The following is an 18,471-nucleotide window of genomic DNA, read 5'->3' on the forward strand; positions in this document are numbered from 1 at the left end:
GCGTCAGGACAGCCAGCCGCTCAGGCCGACGATTTCCTGAGCGATGTCGTCAAGTTCGCGGTCCGCGTCGATCAGATGGTCGCCGATCCCGTTGCGGGCCATGATGTCGGTGAGTTCCTTCGCCCTGGCGAGGTTGCGGGCGAGTCCCCGGCCGCGCTCCCTTTGACGCATACGGCCTTCCAGCGTGACCTCGTCCACATGCAGCCGGTAGACCGTGATGTCGGCGCCGGGCACCGCTTCTTCGATGAGCCGGATGTCCTCGTCGGTCTCCACGATTCCGCTCAGGACGAGCCGGCCGGCGCCGGCTTCGCGGAAGTTGGCCCACAGCGCTGCGAGGTTCTTGGCGCCGAGTACCCGGTTGAAACGGTCGCGGGAGCCGGGAACGTGACACCAGCGGATGTTGTCCATGTCGATCAGGGCGTGGGCGACATCGCGTTCCCTCAGGATTTCGCGGATCTCCCAGCAGGTGACGGTCTTCCCGGTTCCGGAAGGCCCGGTAATCACGATGACGGGCACATGTGCCATGCGCTGACATTCCAATCGTCGATGCCATGAGAAGGTAGCCGCGCCGCCAAGGGCTGTCCCGTCATCCCGGTGGCTCGGGAACACCTCTGGGTTCCGGCAGTTGTGCGGTGTTCAGGGCAATTGCCTTCGCCAGTGACAGGTTTTCGTCCACTTCCAGCACGTGGAAGCACCCCTGATCGTGTCGGAAGACCCGGTTGCGTTCCAGGGGCACGCCGAGCAGATGGCACAGCAACCAGCTCGACGGGCCGCCGTGCGAGACGACGAGCACCCGCTCCGCACCGAGCACCGCGGCCTCCCGTGCCACCGACGTCATCGCCGCGACGAAGCGCCGGCTCGCCGCGCGCACCGAGTCCTCCCCGGGAGGATCGACCAGGTCGGTCGAGACGCGTGCCAGCGCCGTCTGTTCCGGCCCGATCCGCGCGGCGATCTGCGGCAGTGTGAGGCCCGCCAGGGAGGGGAACGAGCGCTCCGCCAGGTCTCCGTGCAGACGGGCGTCGAGGGCGAGCCCGGTGCCGGCGAGCGTCCAGGTCTCCACCGCGCGACGCAGCGGGGAACACCAGACGGCATCGGGCTCGAAGCGTCGCAGGACGGGACGCAGGGCGGCGGCGTGCGCCCGCCCCCTCCCGGTCAGAACCCGGCGGTCGTCGGGCAGGTAGACCTCCGAGGAGCTGATCGCCGCGGTGTGTCTGAGGAAGGCCAGGATCATCCGGCCCTCCGGCTCACCGGCGCCGGCGGGGCGTGCTCCGTGAGCACTTCGGTGAGGCGCTGTACCACCTGGTGTGCTCCGCGGCCGCCCGTCCGGCCGAGCAGGACGCCCCAGTCCGGTACCCGGCGGGAATGCCCGATGGCGGTGCCGATGTCCCGCTGCAGGCGTTGCCGCACCCAGGAGTCCGCCTGTCGCGCAGCGCGCTCGATCGCCCCGTAGACGACCGACAGGGCCGCGTGTTCGCCCTGTGCGCGTACGGCGTCGACCTGCCCGGGGGCGAGGACCTCCGACGGCCACGGCACCCGGCAGACCGCGCCGACCGCCGCGGCGAAGCGGTCTCCGTTGAGGATCTGGCTGACGTTCTGCGGCGGGAGGCACACAGTCGGCAGGCGCCGCTGGGCTGCCTCCAGCAGTGTGGTCAGGCCCGGCGAGGTCACCAGCAGCTGAGCCCGGTCGAGCAGGTCCAGGAACTCCTCGTGGGAGCGCGGGCCGACGCTCACCGCGACACCGGCGGGGAGGATGTCCTGCTCCGGAAGCATGGCGGTGTCGACGTTCCCGCAGATCTCCACGGTGCGGAATCCGGCGTCGGACAGCGCCCGGACGGCCGGTTCCACCACCAGCCGGGGGTAGGCGTGCGCGCTGCCCTCGCTGAAGGGCGAATGCAGCCCGCCGAAGTTGAGCACCGCCAGGCCCGGCGTGCCCGCCGGGCGGGTGGGCACCGGAGCGCTGAGGATGGCCTCGGTCCACGTCAGCCGCTCTATTCTGCGCAGCGGCTCCCAACAGCTCCGGGGCAGGGACTCGCACAACTGGGCGCAGTAGCGGGTCGCATCGTGGGGGATCGTGTCGCTGCCGGTCCACAGGTAGGGCAGGCTGTCCACGAAGACCGTGGGACAGCCCGCCGCGAGCAGGGCCGCAGCGAACTCCGAGTCCAGTACGACCAGAGCGGCGGTCACCTCGTGCCGTCGCAGCAGCTTCCGCAGTTCGCCGGTGGTGCTCGGCCACTGGTCGTACCACGTCTCCACGGGCAGCTTCGCGAGCAGGGCCCGGCCGAGCCTCGTGCCGACCCCGACGAGCCGCGGCGGGTGCGTGGTTCGGGCCGTGAGTTCGGTCAGGACGGCGTGCAGCTTTCCGGCACTCCCCCAGCCGAAGTCGTGCCCGCGGAAGACGACCGTGAAGCGGGCGGCGCCGGGCGGTGCCGGGACGTCACGCCTAGACGCCAGGGCCGGGGCCGGGGCCGGCCCGTCGTCGCTCGCCATGGTCATGAACCTCCCGTGCGCGGTGCGGAGGGCCCCGGCATACGTCCGATGCACAGCGTCATGTCCCCCAGGTCCAGCAGACGGGCGGGGGTGCGCAGATGGCGCAGGAGCGGATAGGCGGCCCTGGCCCAGCCGGGCGCGTCCGGGCACTCCGCGAGCGTCTCCGCCAGTTCGCGCGCCCGGTAGGCGGCGTCGCGTTCCTGGTGGCTGAAGGTGACCGTGCCGAATCCGGCGCGACGGAGCATGGCGCGCAGCGAGCCCCGGCCGAAGTAGGTGAGGTGGCTGGGGGGCGCGAGGAACTCCCAGGCGTGCAGCGCGGGGGCGAAAATTCTCCGGCTCACGGCGTGGACGAGGCCGTCGGCCCTCGGTGTCGAAATGAGCAGCACGCCGCCGGGACGCAGAACCCGCGCTGCCGCCCGCACGACCTGGTAGGGGTTCACCATGTGTTCGAGGGAGCTGAGGATGGTCACCGCGTCGAAGCGCCGGTCGAAATCAATGTCGGGCAGGTCTCCTTGATAGACTGTCAGTCCGTAGTGTCCGGTGGCGTAGGACAGCGCGAGCCCGTCGATGTCCGCCCCGGCCGCGTCGTATCCGCGGTCGCGCAGCAGTGCCGCGAAGTGCCCGTGGTCGCATCCGACATCGAGGACGGACCGGCCGGGCGGGACATTGGCCAGCACCGCCGCCACCGACGGTGCGTACTTGCTCCGGATCACCTCGGGCGGGTAAGGCTTCCAGGTGCGCTTGTTGTAGTAGACCCACATGTCCTGTGCGGTCGGCATGGGATCGACCCAGAGGAATCCGCAGGCCGGGCACTCGGCGATGCGGAAGCCACGTCGCCAGGTGGCCGGCCGGGTGTCCGTGGACCCACAGGCCTCGCATGCGCCAACGTCCGAGTGCGCGGGGTGCGAGGCGCGGACGAGCGCAGCCGCCTGCTCACGCGTCCGCGGAGCCTCGCCGTCCCGCAGCCCGAGATGCAGGTCGCCTGCGGCGGCCTTGTCGTCACGGGGAGTGCCGGCCGTGTCGTCGACGGTCATACGGCCTCCTGCTCGAAGGTGGTGACCACCTTCCGGATGGCCTTGATCGTGTAGTCGATGTCCTCTTCGTCCAGGCCCGGCCCCATCTCGATGCAGATCTGCCGGGACAGCACGTCCCGCGCGACGGGCGCGGTATCCCTGCCGTGGTCGGGACGGTGGTCCGCCGGCAGCTCCCGGTAGAGGGAGGGGCGCTGCTCACGGATCCAGCCGATGTCGAGCAGGTGCGGGTGGGAGGGGTCGCAGCCGACGTTCTCGGCGCGGACGGCGTCCACGACGGCGTTCCGGTGCGGGGCGAGCCGGGCCGGCAGCAGGGCGTTCTGCTTGAAGTACGCATGGGTGCTGCCAGGAGCCACCTCGGGGAACCGCAGTCCGAGGCCGGCGAGGCCGGTGCGCAGCCGCTCGGCGAGTGCGGCCCTGGTCCGCAGCTCGGTGTCCAGCCCGGACAGCTGCCACCGGCCGAGCACCGCCTGGATCTCCGTCATGTTGTAGCTGAAGCCCATCTCCCGGTAGTCGAACCATCCGGTGCCCTTGCCCTTGTGCGCCAGCGCCCGCGCGGTGTCGGCGAACTGCTCGTCGTCGGTGATCACGATGCCGCCCTCGCCGACCGCGATGTGCTTGCGGCAGCAGAGGCTGAAGGCCGCGGCGAGACCGAACGTGCCGGTTTTCGTGCCGCCCCAGAGGGCGCCGTGCGCCTGGCCGCAGTCTTCGATGAGGGTGAGTCCGTGCTGCCGCGCCAGAGTGCTCAGCTCGGTCATCGGGCAGGGCTGGCCGTACATGTGCACCGGCACGATCGCGCGCGTGCGGTCGCTGATCTTGCGGGCGCAGTCGGCCGGATCCATCGCCCAGCGGGCCGGGTCGATGTCGACGATCACGGGGACCAGGCCGGCCTGGATCAGCGCGGACAGCGCGGATACATAAGCGTTGGCGGGGACCAGCACCTCGCTGTGCTCGGGCAGTCGGGCGGCGAGGTAGGCAACGTGCAGGCTCGCGGTCCCCGAGCTGACCGCGACGGCATACCGTCTGCCGAACCACGCGGCGTAGGCCGTCTCGAATTCGGCGACCTTCGTGCCGCCGTAGAACTTGGCGAGCCGGCCGCTGTCCAGGACGCCGAGGGCCTCTTCCTTGGCGGCCTCCACGATGACCGGGTCCGCCGCCTTCTTCTTCGCGCGGACCGGGGGTCCGCCGTTGATGGCGAGCATGCCGGAGTCCGGCCTGAAGTTGGTGGTCACAGTGATTCCTCGGGGGCGACAGGAGCGGCTAATTCCCTCAGGACGTGGTTCATCGCTCTGGAACTCGGGTCGCAACGGGCGCACGACCTGTTCGTGCCGGTGGCACAGCGGGCCCGCAGAGCGTGTGCCTCCAGGCTGTGCCACGCGTCCCGCGCACGCCACTGCAGGACGTTTCCGAGCGGGGGATCGGCGTAGACGAGCATGTTGCATCCGAAGATGTCGCCGGTGTCACCGCGCACATACGAGGTGAACGCCGGCACCGTGCACGGCTCGGGCCCGGCGTCGAGAAACGGGTCATCGGCCACGACCATCCGGGTTCCCGCCGAAGCCATCCGTTCCCTGAGCCGCGGAATGACCTCCCGCATGCGCGCCCGCTGCACGGCACTGGGCTGGAGCGCGTCCTCTCCCCGGACCGGGATGAGATGCCACCACGACGGAGGGTTGGGCCGCGCGCGGAGCGTCTCGCCGAGCGATGCGAGGTCGTCCGCCCCCAGCGCCTGCAGCACGGTGTTGACTCCGTAGTCCATTTTCGCTTCGCGCAGGTACCCGATGGCCTCCATGCAATGGTCGAACAGCCCCGGAGTGTCCCGTATCCGGTCGTGCTTCTCGCGCAGCGCATCCACGCTCAGCACGATCTCCTGGCATCCCCCATCGAGCAGGGCGCGGATTTTGACCGGGCCGAGAATGCGCCCGTTGGAGATGACGGAGACGCGAACACCGTCCGCAGCGGCCTGTCTGACGAGTTCCGGAAGCTCGGCGAAGAGCAGTGGTTCACCGCCGGTGAAGCGCACCGCCCTTGGGCGCAGGGCCAGCACTGCCGTCAGCACCTTCCGGTAATGGGCGAGTGGCAGAACGGTCCGCGGAGCGAGCCAGCACTCACACATGTTGCAGCGGGCATTGCAGTTGTCGAACAGCCCGAAGTAGACCAGTTCCATGGAGGGTGGTGCGGCTAACGGAAGTGGTGCATCCACGTCTCGGCTCCCTGGCACGAAGATCCTCTCAGCAGCAGGAAGAATTCATCACCGAAGTCCTCGGTCACTGCTGCCGACCAGACACCGGGACGAAGGTAACAGCGATTTCCAATCACCCACAACCGTCCTCACCGGACAGGCTCGTCCGGTGACGGCCTTGACACGGACTTCGGATCATTCGAAGCTGGCAGCCACCCGCCATCTGCTGTAATGATCAGTAAAACTCGGGGGATCGTATGTGGAATCCGCCATTCACCCCTTCCGCACCGGGCGGAGCGTCGGGCATTCGAAGACGGGACGTTCCCCGGAGGGCACCTGTCCCGCGCCACTCACACGCTGGTGACGTTCCGGCAAATGAGGGTGCAAAACCTTAGTCATGGACGCGGAAAATTCCTGTTGCAGGTGTCGGAATCGCCGGAGGGCTGACGTCATGTGCAGTGCACGGAGTCGTCAACACCCGTGCGAGGGCGGGGAATCTGCATCCATGGCACAACCGACAGCCACGACGGAGGGAACCTCCCCATGAGCCGGCGCGAATCGCTTTCCCCGTCCGCCGACGAGTCGTTACACCCCGGCGGGGGCAAGCCTCTGGTCTTCGTCGGCGGGCCCTTCAAGGGGCTGCTCGACCCGGCAACGGGGCTTCTTCCCGACCGGCACCGCAACAACTACAGCGCTCTTATCGATCACTTCACGGGGCTGGGGTTCGAGGTCGACAATGCCCACCGCCGGGAAGCTTGGGGAGCCGAGGTCATGACCCCGGATGTGTGTACCCGCCTGGACTATCTCGCACTGCGCAAAGCCGTGCTCTTCGTGGCGTATCCCGGCGATCCGCCCTCTCCGGGCACGATGGTGGAGATCGGCTGGATGTCGGCCATGGCCAAGCCCATGATCCTCCTCATCGAGCGGGGCCAGGAAGTGCCCCCGCTCGTCGCGGGGGTGCACACCATTGCGCCGGTCAGGTACGTCGGCGTCCGGAACGGCAGCTTCGACCCCGACGAACTCAACCGTTGCACGGCCGAGTTGCTCGCTCCGGTCGTCCCGGCCGGCGGCCGGTCCGAGTTTGCGATGCCACGTACCTGAGACCGGCAAACGAACTGACGGACGCAGGGGTGTGATGGTGCCGAGAGTTCTTCCCGTGCTGGTGAAGTGGATCGAAAAGCGGATGGTCCACCACTCCCGCTTCGATGACAGCCCGTTCATCCCGGAATCGGCGTTTCCATGGAGTCGTGGACTCGAAGACAACTGGCGCGACATCAGGGCCGAACTCGACGCCCTGCTGGAGTACCGCGACGCGCTGCCCAATTTTCAGGACATCTCGAACGATCAACGCCGCATCACCAACGACAACCAATGGAAGACCTATTTCTTCTACGGTTACGGGTTCCGGTTCGACGCCAACTGCGAGCGATGCCCGCGGACGGCTGAACTGCTGGCCCGGATCCCCGGTCTGAAAACGGCTTTCTTCTCGGTCCTCGGACCCCACAAACGCGTGCCACCGCATCGCGGCCCCTACAAAGGCGTGGTCCGCTATCACCTCGCACTGAAGATCCCGTCTCCCGAGAACTCCTGCGGTATTCGCGTCGGCGGACAGGAGGCGCACTGGCAGGAAGGAACCGGGATGTTCTTCGACGACACCTATGTGCACGAGGCGTGGAACGGGACCGACGAGGACCGTGCCGTGCTGTTCATGGATGTCGTACGGCCGATGGCTTTCCCGTACTCCCTGGTCAACGACATGGTGATCAAAGGGATCGCTCGGAGCCGGTTCGTCCAGGAGGCGAAGGGAAATCAGGACGCCTGGGAGCGGCGGTTCGCGCAGTTGCTCGAACGCAAGTAGCGGCCCTGCCGCCCAAGGAGAGGACAGTTCGTGGTGACACCAGGAAAGCGGGTTGCCTTACGCGCTCTGGAACCCGAGGACGCGGACGTGCTCTATGTGTGGTTCCAGGAGGAGTACTTCCGTGACATGTTCGGCTACCGCTACCCGGTGTCCCGCGGTGGCTGGCGGGACTGGATCGACAGGCACGGAAAGCCCTCGTACGACGACGCAACCTTCATGCTGTGCTCGGCCGGGGACGGCGCCGCCCTCGGAATCGGAGCGCTGCGCAGTCCCGGCTCCGAGGACAGATCGGCCGAGGTCTCACTGGCCCTGGGCGATGTCAGCAACCGGGGGCTGGGACTCGGCCGCGAGGCCGCGCTGCTGATGGCGGAATTCGGCTTCCACGTCATGGGGCTGCGCCGCATCTACGCCTGGGCCCTCGCCCAGAACCTGCCCGCGGCCGCCGCGTGCCAGGCGGCCGGCGCCGTCCAGGAGGGGGTCGCGCGCCAGGCCCGGCTGGTCAACGGGGTCCCGGTCGACGCGGTACTCTACGGCGTCCTCGCCGAGGAGTTCGCCGAGCGGATGCGGGTGCTCCACCAGCAGTCGGACACCTCCCGGGCCTGACCACCGCGATGAGTGAGAGCCCGGTCCCGCTGTCCGGCCCGGCACCACCCGGCGCCCGCCCGGATCGGTCCCGGTTCGGCCGTGACTTCTGGCTGCTGTGGTTCGGGCAGGGAGTCTCCAGCCTGGGCTCGGCGGCCGGCGATCTGGCCTATCCCCTGCTGGTGCTGCAGCTCGGCGGGACCCCCTTCAAAGCCGGCCTGGTCGGACTGGTGAGCACGGGGTCACGGCTGCTGCTGCGCCTGGTGGCGGGACTGGTGGTCGATGTCTGCTCCAGGAAGCGCGTACTGGTCTGGTGCGACATCGGCCGGGCCGTCACGGCCGGTGGCCTTGCCGCGGCGATCCTCACCGGAACGGCCGGCTATCCCCTCATCCTGGGGGCGGCCTTTCTCGAAGGTGCGTTCTCGGTGTTCTTCTTCTCCGCGGAACGCGCGGTGCTCCCCTACCTCGTCCCACGCGCGCGGCTGAGCGAGGCGATCGCGCACAACCAGGTCTACCTTCAGGCCGCGACGATCGCCGGAACGCCTGTAGGCGGGTTCCTGTTCTCGCTGGGAGCGCCGGTACCGTTCTTCGTCGACACCGGGTCCTACCTCGTGTCGCTCGCCACCGTGCTGGGCATCAGAACCCACCTCTCCGGCGTGGAGCGCACGGTACAGCTGACCACGTCGGAACTGTTCCAGGGCATGCGGTGGGTCTGGCAGGACCGGCCGGGCCGGGCGAGCCTGGCTTACCTCTGCGGCATCAACGCGATCATCGCGGCACTACCGTTGGGGGTCATCGTCGGTCTGCGTACCGCCGGTGTCACACCGGTGGCCATCGGGACGCTGCTGGCCTGCGGCGGGGTCGGCGGGGTCGCCGGTGCACTGGCCGTGCCGAAGCTGCGCGCGAGGTACCGCGACGGGGCCCTGCTGGTCGCCCTGGGATGGCTGTGGCCCCCGATGCTCGCCGTCCTTGCCGTCAGCTCGGCTCCATGGGCCGTGGCCATCGTGATCTTTGTGCTGGCCACGACGATCGCGCCGACGCAGAGCATCATTTTCGGCTATCAAACAGCGCACGCACCCGACGAGTTGCAGGGCCGTGTGCACTCGGCAGTGAACCTGCTCAGCAATGCCGTCACACCGTTGGCACCGGCGGCCGTGGGCGCGCTCGCGACCTGGGGCGGCTCCCCCGCGACCGGGGCGGCGCTAGCCGTGGGCGCGCTCGCGATGATGGCGTGCGCCACCACATCCCGTTCGATCCGGCAGTTCCCGAACCGCTGAGGAGCATAGGTGTCCCCCTACGACACGTTCGCACAGGCTTATGCCGGAGGGCTGGAGAGCATCCTGTCCCAGGGTGCCAAGGTCCCGTCCGTGCAGGATCCGCTTTCCAAGGCTTCCGGTTTCGGCAGTAAGGACAGGCCTTACCGTGAGCTGCTCGCGCACACCTTACGCATCAGCTCGCCCCGGTCCTGCCTGGCCTGGACGCCCCTGCTTCCGGTCCATCTCCCCTACTGCTTCGGCCTGGCGGCCTGGTCGCTGGACGGCAGGGACGATGTCGGCACACCCGCCTACTACCGACGCGGCGCCCACGAATACTCCGATGACCAGCACACGCTGAGCGGGGCGTTCGGCCGACGGCTGCTCGCCGCGGCAGAGGGAAACCAGTTGGAAGCGATCATTGAGCGGATCCGGCGTGACCCGGCACATCGCAGGACCTTCGGAGTCGTCCTGGACCCCGCGGACAACTTCACTCAGTCCCGCGAATACCCTTGCGCCGCCGGCGTCCAGCTCTTCCTGCGTGACGGCGCGCTCACCTGGATCACCGTGATGCGGGCTCAGCAGGCCCTGACCGTGCTGCCCTACGACGCCTTCTTGTTCATGGTGATGCACCAGGTCGCCGCCGCCCTGCTGGACGCCGGCTGCGGTCCCTACATCCACCAGTCCGGCACCTTCCATGTGTACGAGAACGAGATCGAGTTGGCCGGCAGGCTGATCTCACAACAGGTGACGCCGGTGGAGCTGCCCGCTCTGCCCAGCGGCCCGGACGCCGTGCGCGCCGCCGTACGGGAGCTGGTGGACCTCGAACGGGGGCTGCGTGCGGCGGTCGGCGCGGGTGACGGCGCGGCCGTGGACCGCTTCGCGGCCACGAAGGCTTCCTTCGGCTTCACCGACGTCGCCAGGGCCTGCCTCACCACCTTCGCCTACCGCAAACTCGGCGATGCCCAGACCGTCGTCGACAGCCCCGCGGTCACTCCTGAGGTCGCCGGTCTCCTCGCGGCGATCTGAACCGCGGACGGAGAGGAGGAGAGCGAATGGCCGGTCACCAGGGTCTCCCGCCGCGCGGCTTCGTCACCGGTTCCGGCCGCTGCGGTACGACCTCGCTCGCCGCGGCCCTCGACCGCACGGCCGTCTCCCGCGCGGGCACCCGCGTCCGGGCCCGGCACGAGTCGCACGCAAAAGAGCTGGTCCGTCGGCTGCTCGTCGGCGACCAGGACGGCTCCGTCGCCCTGCTGCGCAGCATCGGACCCGTGATAGAGGTCTCGCCGTACCTGGTATTCCTCAAAGACAGGCCACTGCCCGGGGTGCCGCTGGTCGGCCTGTGCCGGGACGGCCGCAGAACCGTGGCCTCCGGGATGAACGACGGCTGGTACTACTGGACCGTGCGGCCGCGCGAGACGCACTGGTCCCGGCTGCAGCCCGACTTCCCCGGCGGCCGTTTCGAGAAGTGCTGCCGCTTCTGGTCATGGACCTACCGCAGACTGCTGGACTGGCAGGCGCCGGTCGTCCGCATGGAGGACATCCTCGGCCCCGGACCGGAGCGGAACCGGCTGTGCGCAGCACTCGGGCTGTCGCCGCTGGCCGGACCGCTGCCACGCAAGAACCACGACCGGGTCGGCAAGGCCAAGTTCGCCGTGCTCACCGGGCGGCGGGCGACCGGCGCGCAGGGCTGGACGCCGGACATGTGTGCGACGTTCGAGACGCACTGCGGCGAGATGATGGACATGCTCTACCCGGGATGGCGCCACACCGGATGGGGCAGTGGCGCGTGAGGATCCGGCCGGAACCCGGTTCCTGCGGGGTAGGCTCCCGGCATGTCGGGAGCCGCGGAGCAAAGGGACGTCATCCCCAGCGACGAAGCACGAAATCTCAACCGGCGCAGCTGGGACGAGCGCGCACTGGTCCATGGGCAGGACCGGTTGTTCTACGACACGGAGAGGTTCCTCACCGGCGGGAGCATGCTCCGGGACCTGGATCTCGCACTGGCCGGGGACGTCGATGGCCGTGACCTCCTCCATCTCCAGTGCCACTTCGGACTCGACAGCCTGAGTTGGGCCCGACGAGGCGCCCGCGTCACCGGAGTGGACTTCTCGCCGGTGGCGATCGGGCGCGCACGGGAACTCGCCCGGCGCACCGGCCTGGCCGCCGACTTCATCACCGCAGACGTCCTCGACCTGCCCACGGACCTGGCGGGACGCTTTGACGTCGTATGGGCCTCCTACGGAGTGTTCGCCTGGATCGGAGACCTCCGGGCCTGGGCACACAGCGCCGGGCGGGCCCTGCGGCCGGGCGGCCGGCTCGTCGTCGTCGATCTCCATCCCCTCGCGCGCATGATCGAGCAACGCAGCCCCCTTGTGGTCGACGCCCCATACGCCGACGACGGGCCGCACCGCTACTCCAGCGCAACGAGCTACGCCGCCCCCGACAAACCGTTGGAGAACCGGGAGACCGTCCAGTGGTCCCACTCCCTCGGCGAGCTGGTGTCCGCATGCGCAGCGGCCGGTCTGCGGATCGACTCCGTGGAGGAACACCTGACGAGTGAACGGAATGACCGGGAGGGCGTCCTCACTCAGGGAACCGACGGACTCTGGCGATTGCAGCTCTGGGAGTACCCCCTTCCGGTCCTCTTCAGTGTCTGTGCCACGAGGCCATAGGTCTGCTGTCCCACCGATCGTCAGGGCCCGGACGGTCCGTAACCTCCCCCGAACCTTCGCGGCACCCGGGCGGTACCGGTCACGCCCCGTGTGGACAGGCGCGTTCAGCTGCCGCGATCGCTTCGGCGAGCGCGGCGGGCCGGGACAGGAAGGGCGAGTGGGAGGAGTCGAGTTCGGTGACGGCGGTCGGGGTACTCGACACGGCGTCGATCTCCTTGGTGAAGCGGCGCTGCAGCGCCACAGGAATAACGTTGTCCCGGGTGCAGACCACATAGGAGTGCGGGACACTGCCGTAGCGCTGCAGGGTAACGGTCAGTTGCTCACCGGGGATTCCCACCGGCCCGTCCGTGCTCAGCAGGGCGATCGCGGCATTCGCCGTGCGGTCATCGACATCGTTGTAGAAGGCTTCCTTGATCTGATCGCGCCTCTCCGGGTCACCGGTGTCGATGCGCACCGCGCCCACCACCGCCGGGTCGGCTGCGATCAGCCGGTTCACCTTTTCACCCGTGCTCTCCGGGCACGTGGTGTAGTAGGCCGCCGGCACCCCGTTGACCGGGGCGAACGCGGAGACGTAGACCAGTCCGCCCACGAGTTCCGGAGCGAGTTCCGCCAACGCGGTGGCGACCACGCCGCCCATGCTGTGCGCCACCACGAGACAGGGCCGGCCGGCGCCGATCGTCCGTATCCGGTCGGCGAGGACAGCCGCCGTGGAAGTTGCGGTGACAGTCGCCACCGGCGACGGTTCCGTGGCAAACGACGTTGCGTCGAACGGCCGCGCCCAGCGGGAGCGAGGTGCGGGCCCACGCAGTCCGTGTCCGTCGAGATCGACCGCGACCGAATGGATACCGCGGGCTGCCAGGTGCTCGGTCACCGGGCTCCAGCACCAGCTGCCGTGCCAGAAACCGTGTACCAAGACGACGGGCAGGGAGTCGTTCATTCTTCCTCTTGCGTTCGTAGGGGTGATGGTTTCCCCGTGCAGCGCACGGCGATAGCAACGCCGCGGCAGCCGTCTCGGCGGTTCCCGAACTCTCCTGGCTCGCCGCCGCGCTCGCGAAATCTCCGGCGGAAATGGTTCTTTGGGGCTGACAAGACACTGCGGCCGTTCGACCGGGCGGAAAGTCGGTGCCCCCGATGTGCCGCACGGGGGCAGCGGGCTTTCTCGGCGCAGTGTCAGCGGGACGAGCGCCCGCCGGGCAAAGACCGGTCAGCGGTAGAAGAGGGGCATGATGGCCTTGCTGTCGTCGCACCACACCTCGTGGTACCCGTTCGCCTGGGCATTCGGGAGTTCCGACGCTTCGCACGCCGCCTTCGAGGGGTACCTCTCGGCACCGGCCTCGGTCCAGCCACCGCCGGGGGGCGGGGCGGCGAAGGCGGCGGTGGCGGACAGCGGAATGGCGACTGCTGCGGCACCGACTGCGAGACCGACACCGATACGGGAACGCCACAACTTCATGAATTCCTCCACGCGACAGGGATGTCTTCAGCGCTTCTCATGCGCAACTCTCCTCGAAGTGCCATGGCCGGCACGCTCGTCGGCTCTGCGCGCGTCTTCATGAAAGGAGATGGGGCCCCTGCGGCAAAAGTTCGCGGCGTCGCGACGTTTCCGTGAGTGTGCCCTGCCGCACTGCGGACCCTGCCCGCAAGGGCAGGCCGTCACGTGCCGACCAGCACAGGCCGAGTCGCACCGTCACTTGCCGGAAGTTCTCCGGTCCCGCTCCGCTCCGATCCGATGCCGCGGCCGCGGCCGCGGCCGCAAAATCTACGGTGCCCCCGTCCGGTGGGAGAGGTCCTGCCGGTGCCGCGGTCGCATGGGCAGGGCATGCGGGGCCAGGACGGCTCGTGGGACCGGGCGGACGCGGGTGTGGGGAAGGGGCTCCGGTTCCCACCGCTGTGCGACGGTGGCCAGGGCGGTGATGGCCATGGCCATCCCGAAGTCGTCACCGATGCGCTTACGGGCTCCGCCACCGAAGGCCACCTTGGTGCCACGGAGCGGTGCGGCACCTTCCTGGCCCCATCGGTGGGGGGCGAACACACCGGGGCGTTCTTGGAGATCGCCGCGTCGGCCGAGGAGATACGGGCTGTGGAACGGCGTGGCCCCCGCCGCGAGACGAGCTGCCTCCGCGATACCGCCAACGGCCCGGCACGCCCACAGCATCAGAGACGGCCGTCGTAGAAGCTCGCCGACGCCAGCTGAAGCGCACACGACGCCGTGATCGGTCCACCGGCCGAAGTGAAGGCCGCATACGTGCCGGATCTGCTGGGCCAGATCATTCACCCGCGAGCGAAGCCGTGGCGCGACCACAGTGGCACCCGCAGACCTACCCCAGGTATGCGAAGTAGGAAAGGCCCCGTGGAGGAGCGCCTGACCTCGGCTGTGCCCGTCAGGCTGCCTTCCGTGTGTCCCGCTCGCGCCTCGGAACGGTTCGGCGCTCTGGTCATACAGCCCCGGGCAACAGCCACGTCATCAGCCCCACCTCGCGGGCGGCCCGGTTTGCAGACGGCAGGACGGCCTCGTGTTCGCCGTGCTGATCGGCCTCGGCGCTACCGGCGCTGCCCGGCGTCCAGGGCAGCTCCACGAATACCGCAGCTCAACTCGTCGGAGGCGGGCCTGCGCAGTTGACGGTGGCGTGGGCTGGGCCAGAAGCCGGGCGGGTACCGCGCGCGGTGCGCGAGGTACCCGCCCGGCGCCGGGGACGCTGCCTGCTCAGTGGGCGAAGCCCCAGTCGAGGATCTTGGTGGCGTCGTCGAAGCGGCCCTTGTCGTCCTTGAGGATCGCGCCGACCAGGGTGCGGTTGTCCCGCTTGGCGGCGAAGACGAGGCAGTAGCCGTCCTCCGGGCCGCTGCCCGTCTTGATGCCCAGGGCGCCGTCGTAAGTGCCGAGCAGCGCGTTGGTGTTGTTCCAGGTGTAGTACCGGGTGTGGCCGTTGGCCGCCGGGGCCTCGGTCTTGAACTGCTTGTTCTTCACGATGTCGGCGAACACCGGCTGCAGCATCGCGCGCTGGCCGAGCTTGGCCAGGTCGCGGGCGGTGCTGTGGTTGTTGCCGTGCGAGATGCCGTCGAAGGTGTCGAAGTGCGTGCCGGTCAGGTTCAGTTGCTGCGCCTCGACGTTCATCTGGTTCACGAAGTCGGCGATCCGCGCGTCCATGGTGGCCCCGGAGCCGAAGTTGTCGGCCAGAGCCATCGCGGCGTCGTCGCCGGACGGGATCAGCATGGCGTGCATCAGCTGCTCGACGGTCAGCGTGTCGCCGGTCTGGAGGTCGGCGGTGCTGCCGCCGGCCTTCTGGACGTAGTCCCGGTACTCCTGCTTCACCGTGACCTGCCGGTTCAGCCACTCCGGGTGCTTGAGCACCACCAGGGCAGTCATGATCTTGGTGGTGCTGGCCATCGGCACGCTCTCGTCCGCCTTGGCCCCGGCCCACATCTCGCGCTCCTGGCTGCCGTCACGCGCGTCCAGAAGGAAGGCGTGGTCGGCCTTGACCTGGGGAGCAGCCTGGTCCTTGACGTCCTGCGCATCCGCGGCCTTGTCCTTGACCGCGTGCCGTGCCGCCTGGGCAGAGGGCTGATGCACGCCCTGGTTCTGGGCGACCGTTGTGGTGGCGTCGCTACCCTGCTGGCCGTTCTCGTCTGTGGAGTGCGTGGCGCCGGGGGTGGCCGCCTGGGCGAGGCCGCCGGCGGTGATCGGCAGGGCGGCACCAACAAGTGCGACCATCGCGATCCGGACTCCGGTGCGGTGTATGCGATTGGGACGGGCGTGGGAACCCATGGGGCGTTCCTTTTCCTGGCGAGGGGGCGCCGGTGCGTTAGGAGAAAATCGGTTTAAGACGAGCCTACTTGGTTCATGGTGAATCTACTTGCGCAACGACAGTGATCGTCAAGTCGGCTATGTCATAGCTGTGTAACGGGGTTCCCCTGTGTGGAGGTGTTGTGCAGGTGACCGGTGGGGCCAGTGAGGACACTCGCGTGCAGCACCCGGCCAACTCCCCTGAGTTACTGATGCGCTGCCTGGCCCCCGTCCACCCGAGGACCGCCAACTCCGGTGCGTTCGGCCCACTTTGTCGGTCCGTTCTCCGATGCGCCCGCCGCGCGCCTGCCGCCCGATCGGCCGGGTACAGCGGACGCGCAACTGATCGGTTCTCGTAGCCAAGACGAGCAGCGCCGACGGCCATTCGAAGGGGCTGCAACGGTTCGCCGCGGATGCGGCCGGACTTCACCCCGTCGACGCCGCCTCCTACCCGAAAAAAACTCAACCGGACCTGCCGATCCGTGGTGTCCGTGTTGGAGTCCGCGAAGCTCCGTTAAGGCAACCCGGACGCTAGCCGAGATGCGTACCTCGGCGCCATGAGTGCCGTCCTGTGACCAACGATGCTGCGAGGCGTCCGCTGTGAGGTCAGTTCGTCATTGCGACGAACAGGATCACCACACCCGCACCTGTCGGTCATCGTGCCGACCACGGCCACCCGCCATGAGGCCGGCACGATGGCCGAAACGGGTACAGCTCATCCGGGACCAGCCGGATCAATGCCCATCACAGCAGCCAGTCCGCCCGGCAACCACGAGCGAGATGGATCTGCTCCGGGGGGCATGCCCGGCGTCTCGTTACCAAGACCGCCTTCCAGGACGGCCGTTCCCGGGTGACCACGCCAGCCCGAAGCCCGTTCACACTGCTGGCAGGCGTACCGGCGACGTACGGCAAGCTCGTCGACGCCGTGGGGGGCGGCGGACTGGGGGCACCCGCCCTGCGTGGCTGCGTCAGCGGGGGCGCGGCGGAGCGGCCTAGCCTCCGGACCGAGACACCCTGCCGACGGTGGCGACCAGGCTGTGCAGAACGGTCGCGCCGACGAGTGCTACCGAGGAGACCGGCCGGCCCACCCATCGCATCAGATCGCCTTGCAGGTCGGGATCCATCTCGACGGTCACCCGGATGTACCTGTTCTGCAGCGTGGTGACCTTGGTGGATCGGGGTCCGGAGACGTCGTCCTGCTCTCGCCGCAATGCGGCACGGTAGTTTTCCCTGCGCTGGCTCATGCCTCTTCCTGACGCTCGATCAGTTCCCCTGCAAAGTCCATATACGCCGAGCCCTTGGCCTGGACCGGGCTCCCGAAAGACTGGGCGTACAGGTCAAGCCGCGCGATCTGGGTGTCCAGCACCTCGAAACCCCGCTCGGTGAGTGCCTCGCGAGCATCGGCATCGGGCCCGGTGCGCGTGGCATCAGGACGGTTGGTGCGATTGAGCAGGACCGCCGTGCGGGCCGGCTCAGCACGCAGGGACTGCACGTCCGCCATCTCGCCGCGGATGGGTGCCATCCGGTCCAGTTCGATGGGAGCGGGAGTCACGGGAACGATCCACTCACCGGCGTACCGCATAATGCTGCGGGCAATCCGGGGATGGTCCTCCAGCTGGGGCGCATCGAGCACGACGGCCCGGCGGTCGCCGAGGAAGTCGTTCACGCGACGGTGGACGTCCCCCACCGGCAGGGCGACCACCGGAAACGGAAAGCCACCGGCCAGCTCGCTCCAGCGCAGCGCGGAAGCAGCTGGGTCACCGTCGACCAGCAGGGGCGACAGTCCCGATTCATGAAGCGCATGGGCCAGCCACACAGCACTCGTCGTCTTTCCGACGCCGGGCTTGAGGTTCACAAACGCACAGCTCAATGGCACAAGAGCTGACAATAACGGGCCCGATCGTGCAGCTTCGGCCGACACGGGGGCGTGGCTTCATGGTTCACCCACCCGCACGCGAGTGGGAGACGGCGGGCACCCGGTTGTGGCCGCAGCCGACCATGTGCAGCATCGCCTACCCCTTCTTGCCCGCGCGCCAGATGGCATTCGGCCCGATCCCGTCCGAACCGAGTACTCCGCTCGGCCCCACCACGGCCGGCCCACGAAACCTGGCGGATCAGCACGGATAGTGGACGGCGCGGTCTCGGCCGCCGCGAACCTCGATCGGCTCACCAGGGAGACGGTGACCCGCAAGCCTGGAGACAGCGCCCTGCGCGCACAATCAGCATCACCGCCGACCACCGCCTGCAAGGCGTTCCCTCAGCGAACCGCGGTCGCGCCGGCGTGGCCCGCGGGTGATGCGCTGACTGGTGGAGACCGCCCTCATCACCAGAACATGCCCCGACTTCGCCCACAGCCGTTGTGGTCGAAGCTCACTGGCCAAGGAAACTCAAGCGCACCTGACGGTTGACACTATCGATGTTGGTATCCGCGAAGCTCCGTTAAGGCAACTCGCACGATTCTCGGTGACCCTTTCGGATCCGAGGCGCCTCACATGCACGTCAGGTACAAGGAGACGGCGCGGGGCGGTCGGTGTGCGGCGAGGCCCCGCCCGATGGGGCTGGGCCTCGGTTACATGGCACGGGGGCTACTGTGCCGGCGTGAATCTCGGCGGTCGGCTTCCA

The 18,471-nt window shown here is 68.6% G+C and carries 19 protein-coding genes; 7 read left to right on the plus strand and 12 right to left on the minus strand.

Annotated features, from left to right (window positions below; genetic code table 11):
- Positions 1-3: 3 nt before the first annotated feature.
- From ACWGJY_RS07805 to ACWGJY_RS07830, 6 genes are all read right to left on the minus strand, one after another.
- Positions 4-525 (minus strand): AAA family ATPase, encoded by a 522-nt coding sequence (locus ACWGJY_RS07805; RefSeq protein ID WP_453259891.1) that lies wholly within the window; start codon positions 523-525, stop codon positions 4-6.
- A 61-nt stretch (positions 526-586) separates the two neighbouring features.
- A complete protein-coding gene (locus ACWGJY_RS07810; RefSeq protein ID WP_453259892.1) occupies positions 587-1,231 on the minus strand; it encodes a histidine phosphatase family protein in 645 nt (214 codons plus the stop codon).
- Positions 1,228-2,493, minus strand: coding sequence for a hydroxymethylcytosylglucuronate/cytosylglucuronate synthase (locus ACWGJY_RS07815; protein WP_453259893.1), 1,266 nt, complete (start codon positions 2,491-2,493; stop codon positions 1,228-1,230). The genes ACWGJY_RS07810 and ACWGJY_RS07815 overlap by 4 nt, the downstream gene beginning before the upstream one ends.
- Positions 2,490-3,521, minus strand: a complete 1,032-nt coding sequence (locus tag ACWGJY_RS07820) for a methyltransferase domain-containing protein (protein WP_453259894.1) — start codon at positions 3,519-3,521, stop codon at positions 2,490-2,492. The genes ACWGJY_RS07815 and ACWGJY_RS07820 overlap by 4 nt, the downstream gene beginning before the upstream one ends.
- Positions 3,518-4,750, minus strand: a complete 1,233-nt coding sequence (locus tag ACWGJY_RS07825) for a DegT/DnrJ/EryC1/StrS family aminotransferase (protein ID WP_453259895.1) — start codon at positions 4,748-4,750, stop codon at positions 3,518-3,520. Before ACWGJY_RS07825 ends, ACWGJY_RS07820 begins: the two co-directional genes overlap by 4 nt.
- A complete protein-coding gene (locus tag ACWGJY_RS07830) occupies positions 4,747-5,721 on the minus strand; it encodes a radical SAM/SPASM domain-containing protein (protein WP_453259896.1) in 975 nt (324 codons plus the stop codon). Before ACWGJY_RS07830 ends, ACWGJY_RS07825 begins: the two co-directional genes overlap by 4 nt.
- A gap of 522 nt (positions 5,722-6,243) precedes the next feature.
- On the opposite strand from ACWGJY_RS07830, the gene ACWGJY_RS07835 reads away from it, so the two are divergent.
- Genes ACWGJY_RS07835 through ACWGJY_RS07865 form a run of 7 tightly spaced genes read left to right on the plus strand, consistent with a single transcriptional unit; the run spans position 6,244 to position 12,068 of the window.
- Positions 6,244-6,801, plus strand: coding sequence for a nucleoside 2-deoxyribosyltransferase (locus ACWGJY_RS07835; protein WP_453259897.1), 558 nt, complete (start codon positions 6,244-6,246; stop codon positions 6,799-6,801).
- A gap of 55 nt (positions 6,802-6,856) precedes the next feature.
- Positions 6,857-7,558, plus strand: a complete 702-nt coding sequence (locus ACWGJY_RS07840) for an aspartyl/asparaginyl beta-hydroxylase domain-containing protein (protein WP_453259898.1) — start codon at positions 6,857-6,859, stop codon at positions 7,556-7,558.
- Between the two features lie 30 nt (positions 7,559-7,588).
- On the plus strand, positions 7,589-8,161 hold the full coding sequence (locus ACWGJY_RS07845; protein WP_453259899.1) for a GNAT family N-acetyltransferase: 573 nt from the start codon (positions 7,589-7,591) through the stop codon (positions 8,159-8,161).
- Positions 8,162-8,169: 8 nt separating this feature from the next.
- Positions 8,170-9,417 (plus strand): MFS transporter, encoded by a 1,248-nt coding sequence (locus ACWGJY_RS07850; protein WP_453259900.1) that lies wholly within the window; start codon positions 8,170-8,172, stop codon positions 9,415-9,417.
- Positions 9,418-9,426: 9 nt separating this feature from the next.
- Positions 9,427-10,422: a thymidylate synthase gene (locus ACWGJY_RS07855; protein ID WP_453259901.1), complete on the plus strand. Its 996-nt coding sequence runs from the start codon at positions 9,427-9,429 to the stop codon at positions 10,420-10,422.
- Between the two features lie 26 nt (positions 10,423-10,448).
- Positions 10,449-11,186: a hypothetical protein gene (locus ACWGJY_RS07860; protein WP_453259902.1), complete on the plus strand. Its 738-nt coding sequence runs from the start codon at positions 10,449-10,451 to the stop codon at positions 11,184-11,186.
- A 42-nt stretch (positions 11,187-11,228) separates the two neighbouring features.
- Positions 11,229-12,068, plus strand: coding sequence for a class I SAM-dependent methyltransferase (locus tag ACWGJY_RS07865; protein WP_453259903.1), 840 nt, complete (start codon positions 11,229-11,231; stop codon positions 12,066-12,068).
- A 79-nt stretch (positions 12,069-12,147) separates the two neighbouring features.
- Here the strand turns inward: ACWGJY_RS07865 and ACWGJY_RS07870 are convergent, their stop codons facing one another.
- The 6 genes from ACWGJY_RS07870 to ACWGJY_RS07895 all read right to left on the minus strand — a co-directional run bounded on the left by ACWGJY_RS07870 (position 12,148) and on the right by ACWGJY_RS07895 (position 17,704).
- Positions 12,148-13,005, minus strand: a complete 858-nt coding sequence (locus ACWGJY_RS07870; protein WP_453259904.1) for an alpha/beta hydrolase — start codon at positions 13,003-13,005, stop codon at positions 12,148-12,150.
- Positions 13,006-13,272: 267 nt separating this feature from the next.
- Positions 13,273-13,521, minus strand: coding sequence for a hypothetical protein (locus ACWGJY_RS07875; RefSeq protein ID WP_453259905.1), 249 nt, complete (start codon positions 13,519-13,521; stop codon positions 13,273-13,275).
- Between the two features lie 306 nt (positions 13,522-13,827).
- Entirely contained in the window at positions 13,828-14,223 is a 396-nt protein-coding gene (locus ACWGJY_RS07880; RefSeq protein ID WP_453259995.1) for a cytochrome P450, read from the minus strand.
- A 549-nt stretch (positions 14,224-14,772) separates the two neighbouring features.
- Positions 14,773-15,831, minus strand: a complete 1,059-nt coding sequence (locus tag ACWGJY_RS07885; protein WP_453259906.1) for a D-alanyl-D-alanine carboxypeptidase family protein — start codon at positions 15,829-15,831, stop codon at positions 14,773-14,775.
- A gap of 1,010 nt (positions 15,832-16,841) precedes the next feature.
- Entirely contained in the window at positions 16,842-17,093 is a 252-nt protein-coding gene (locus tag ACWGJY_RS07890) for a hypothetical protein (RefSeq protein WP_453259907.1), read from the minus strand.
- Positions 17,090-17,704, minus strand: coding sequence for a nucleotide-binding protein (locus ACWGJY_RS07895; RefSeq protein ID WP_453259908.1), 615 nt, complete (start codon positions 17,702-17,704; stop codon positions 17,090-17,092). Before ACWGJY_RS07895 ends, ACWGJY_RS07890 begins: the two co-directional genes overlap by 4 nt.
- Between the last annotated feature and the right edge of the window lie 767 nt (positions 17,705-18,471).

The organism is Streptomyces sp. NPDC054765 (genome assembly GCF_053612065.1).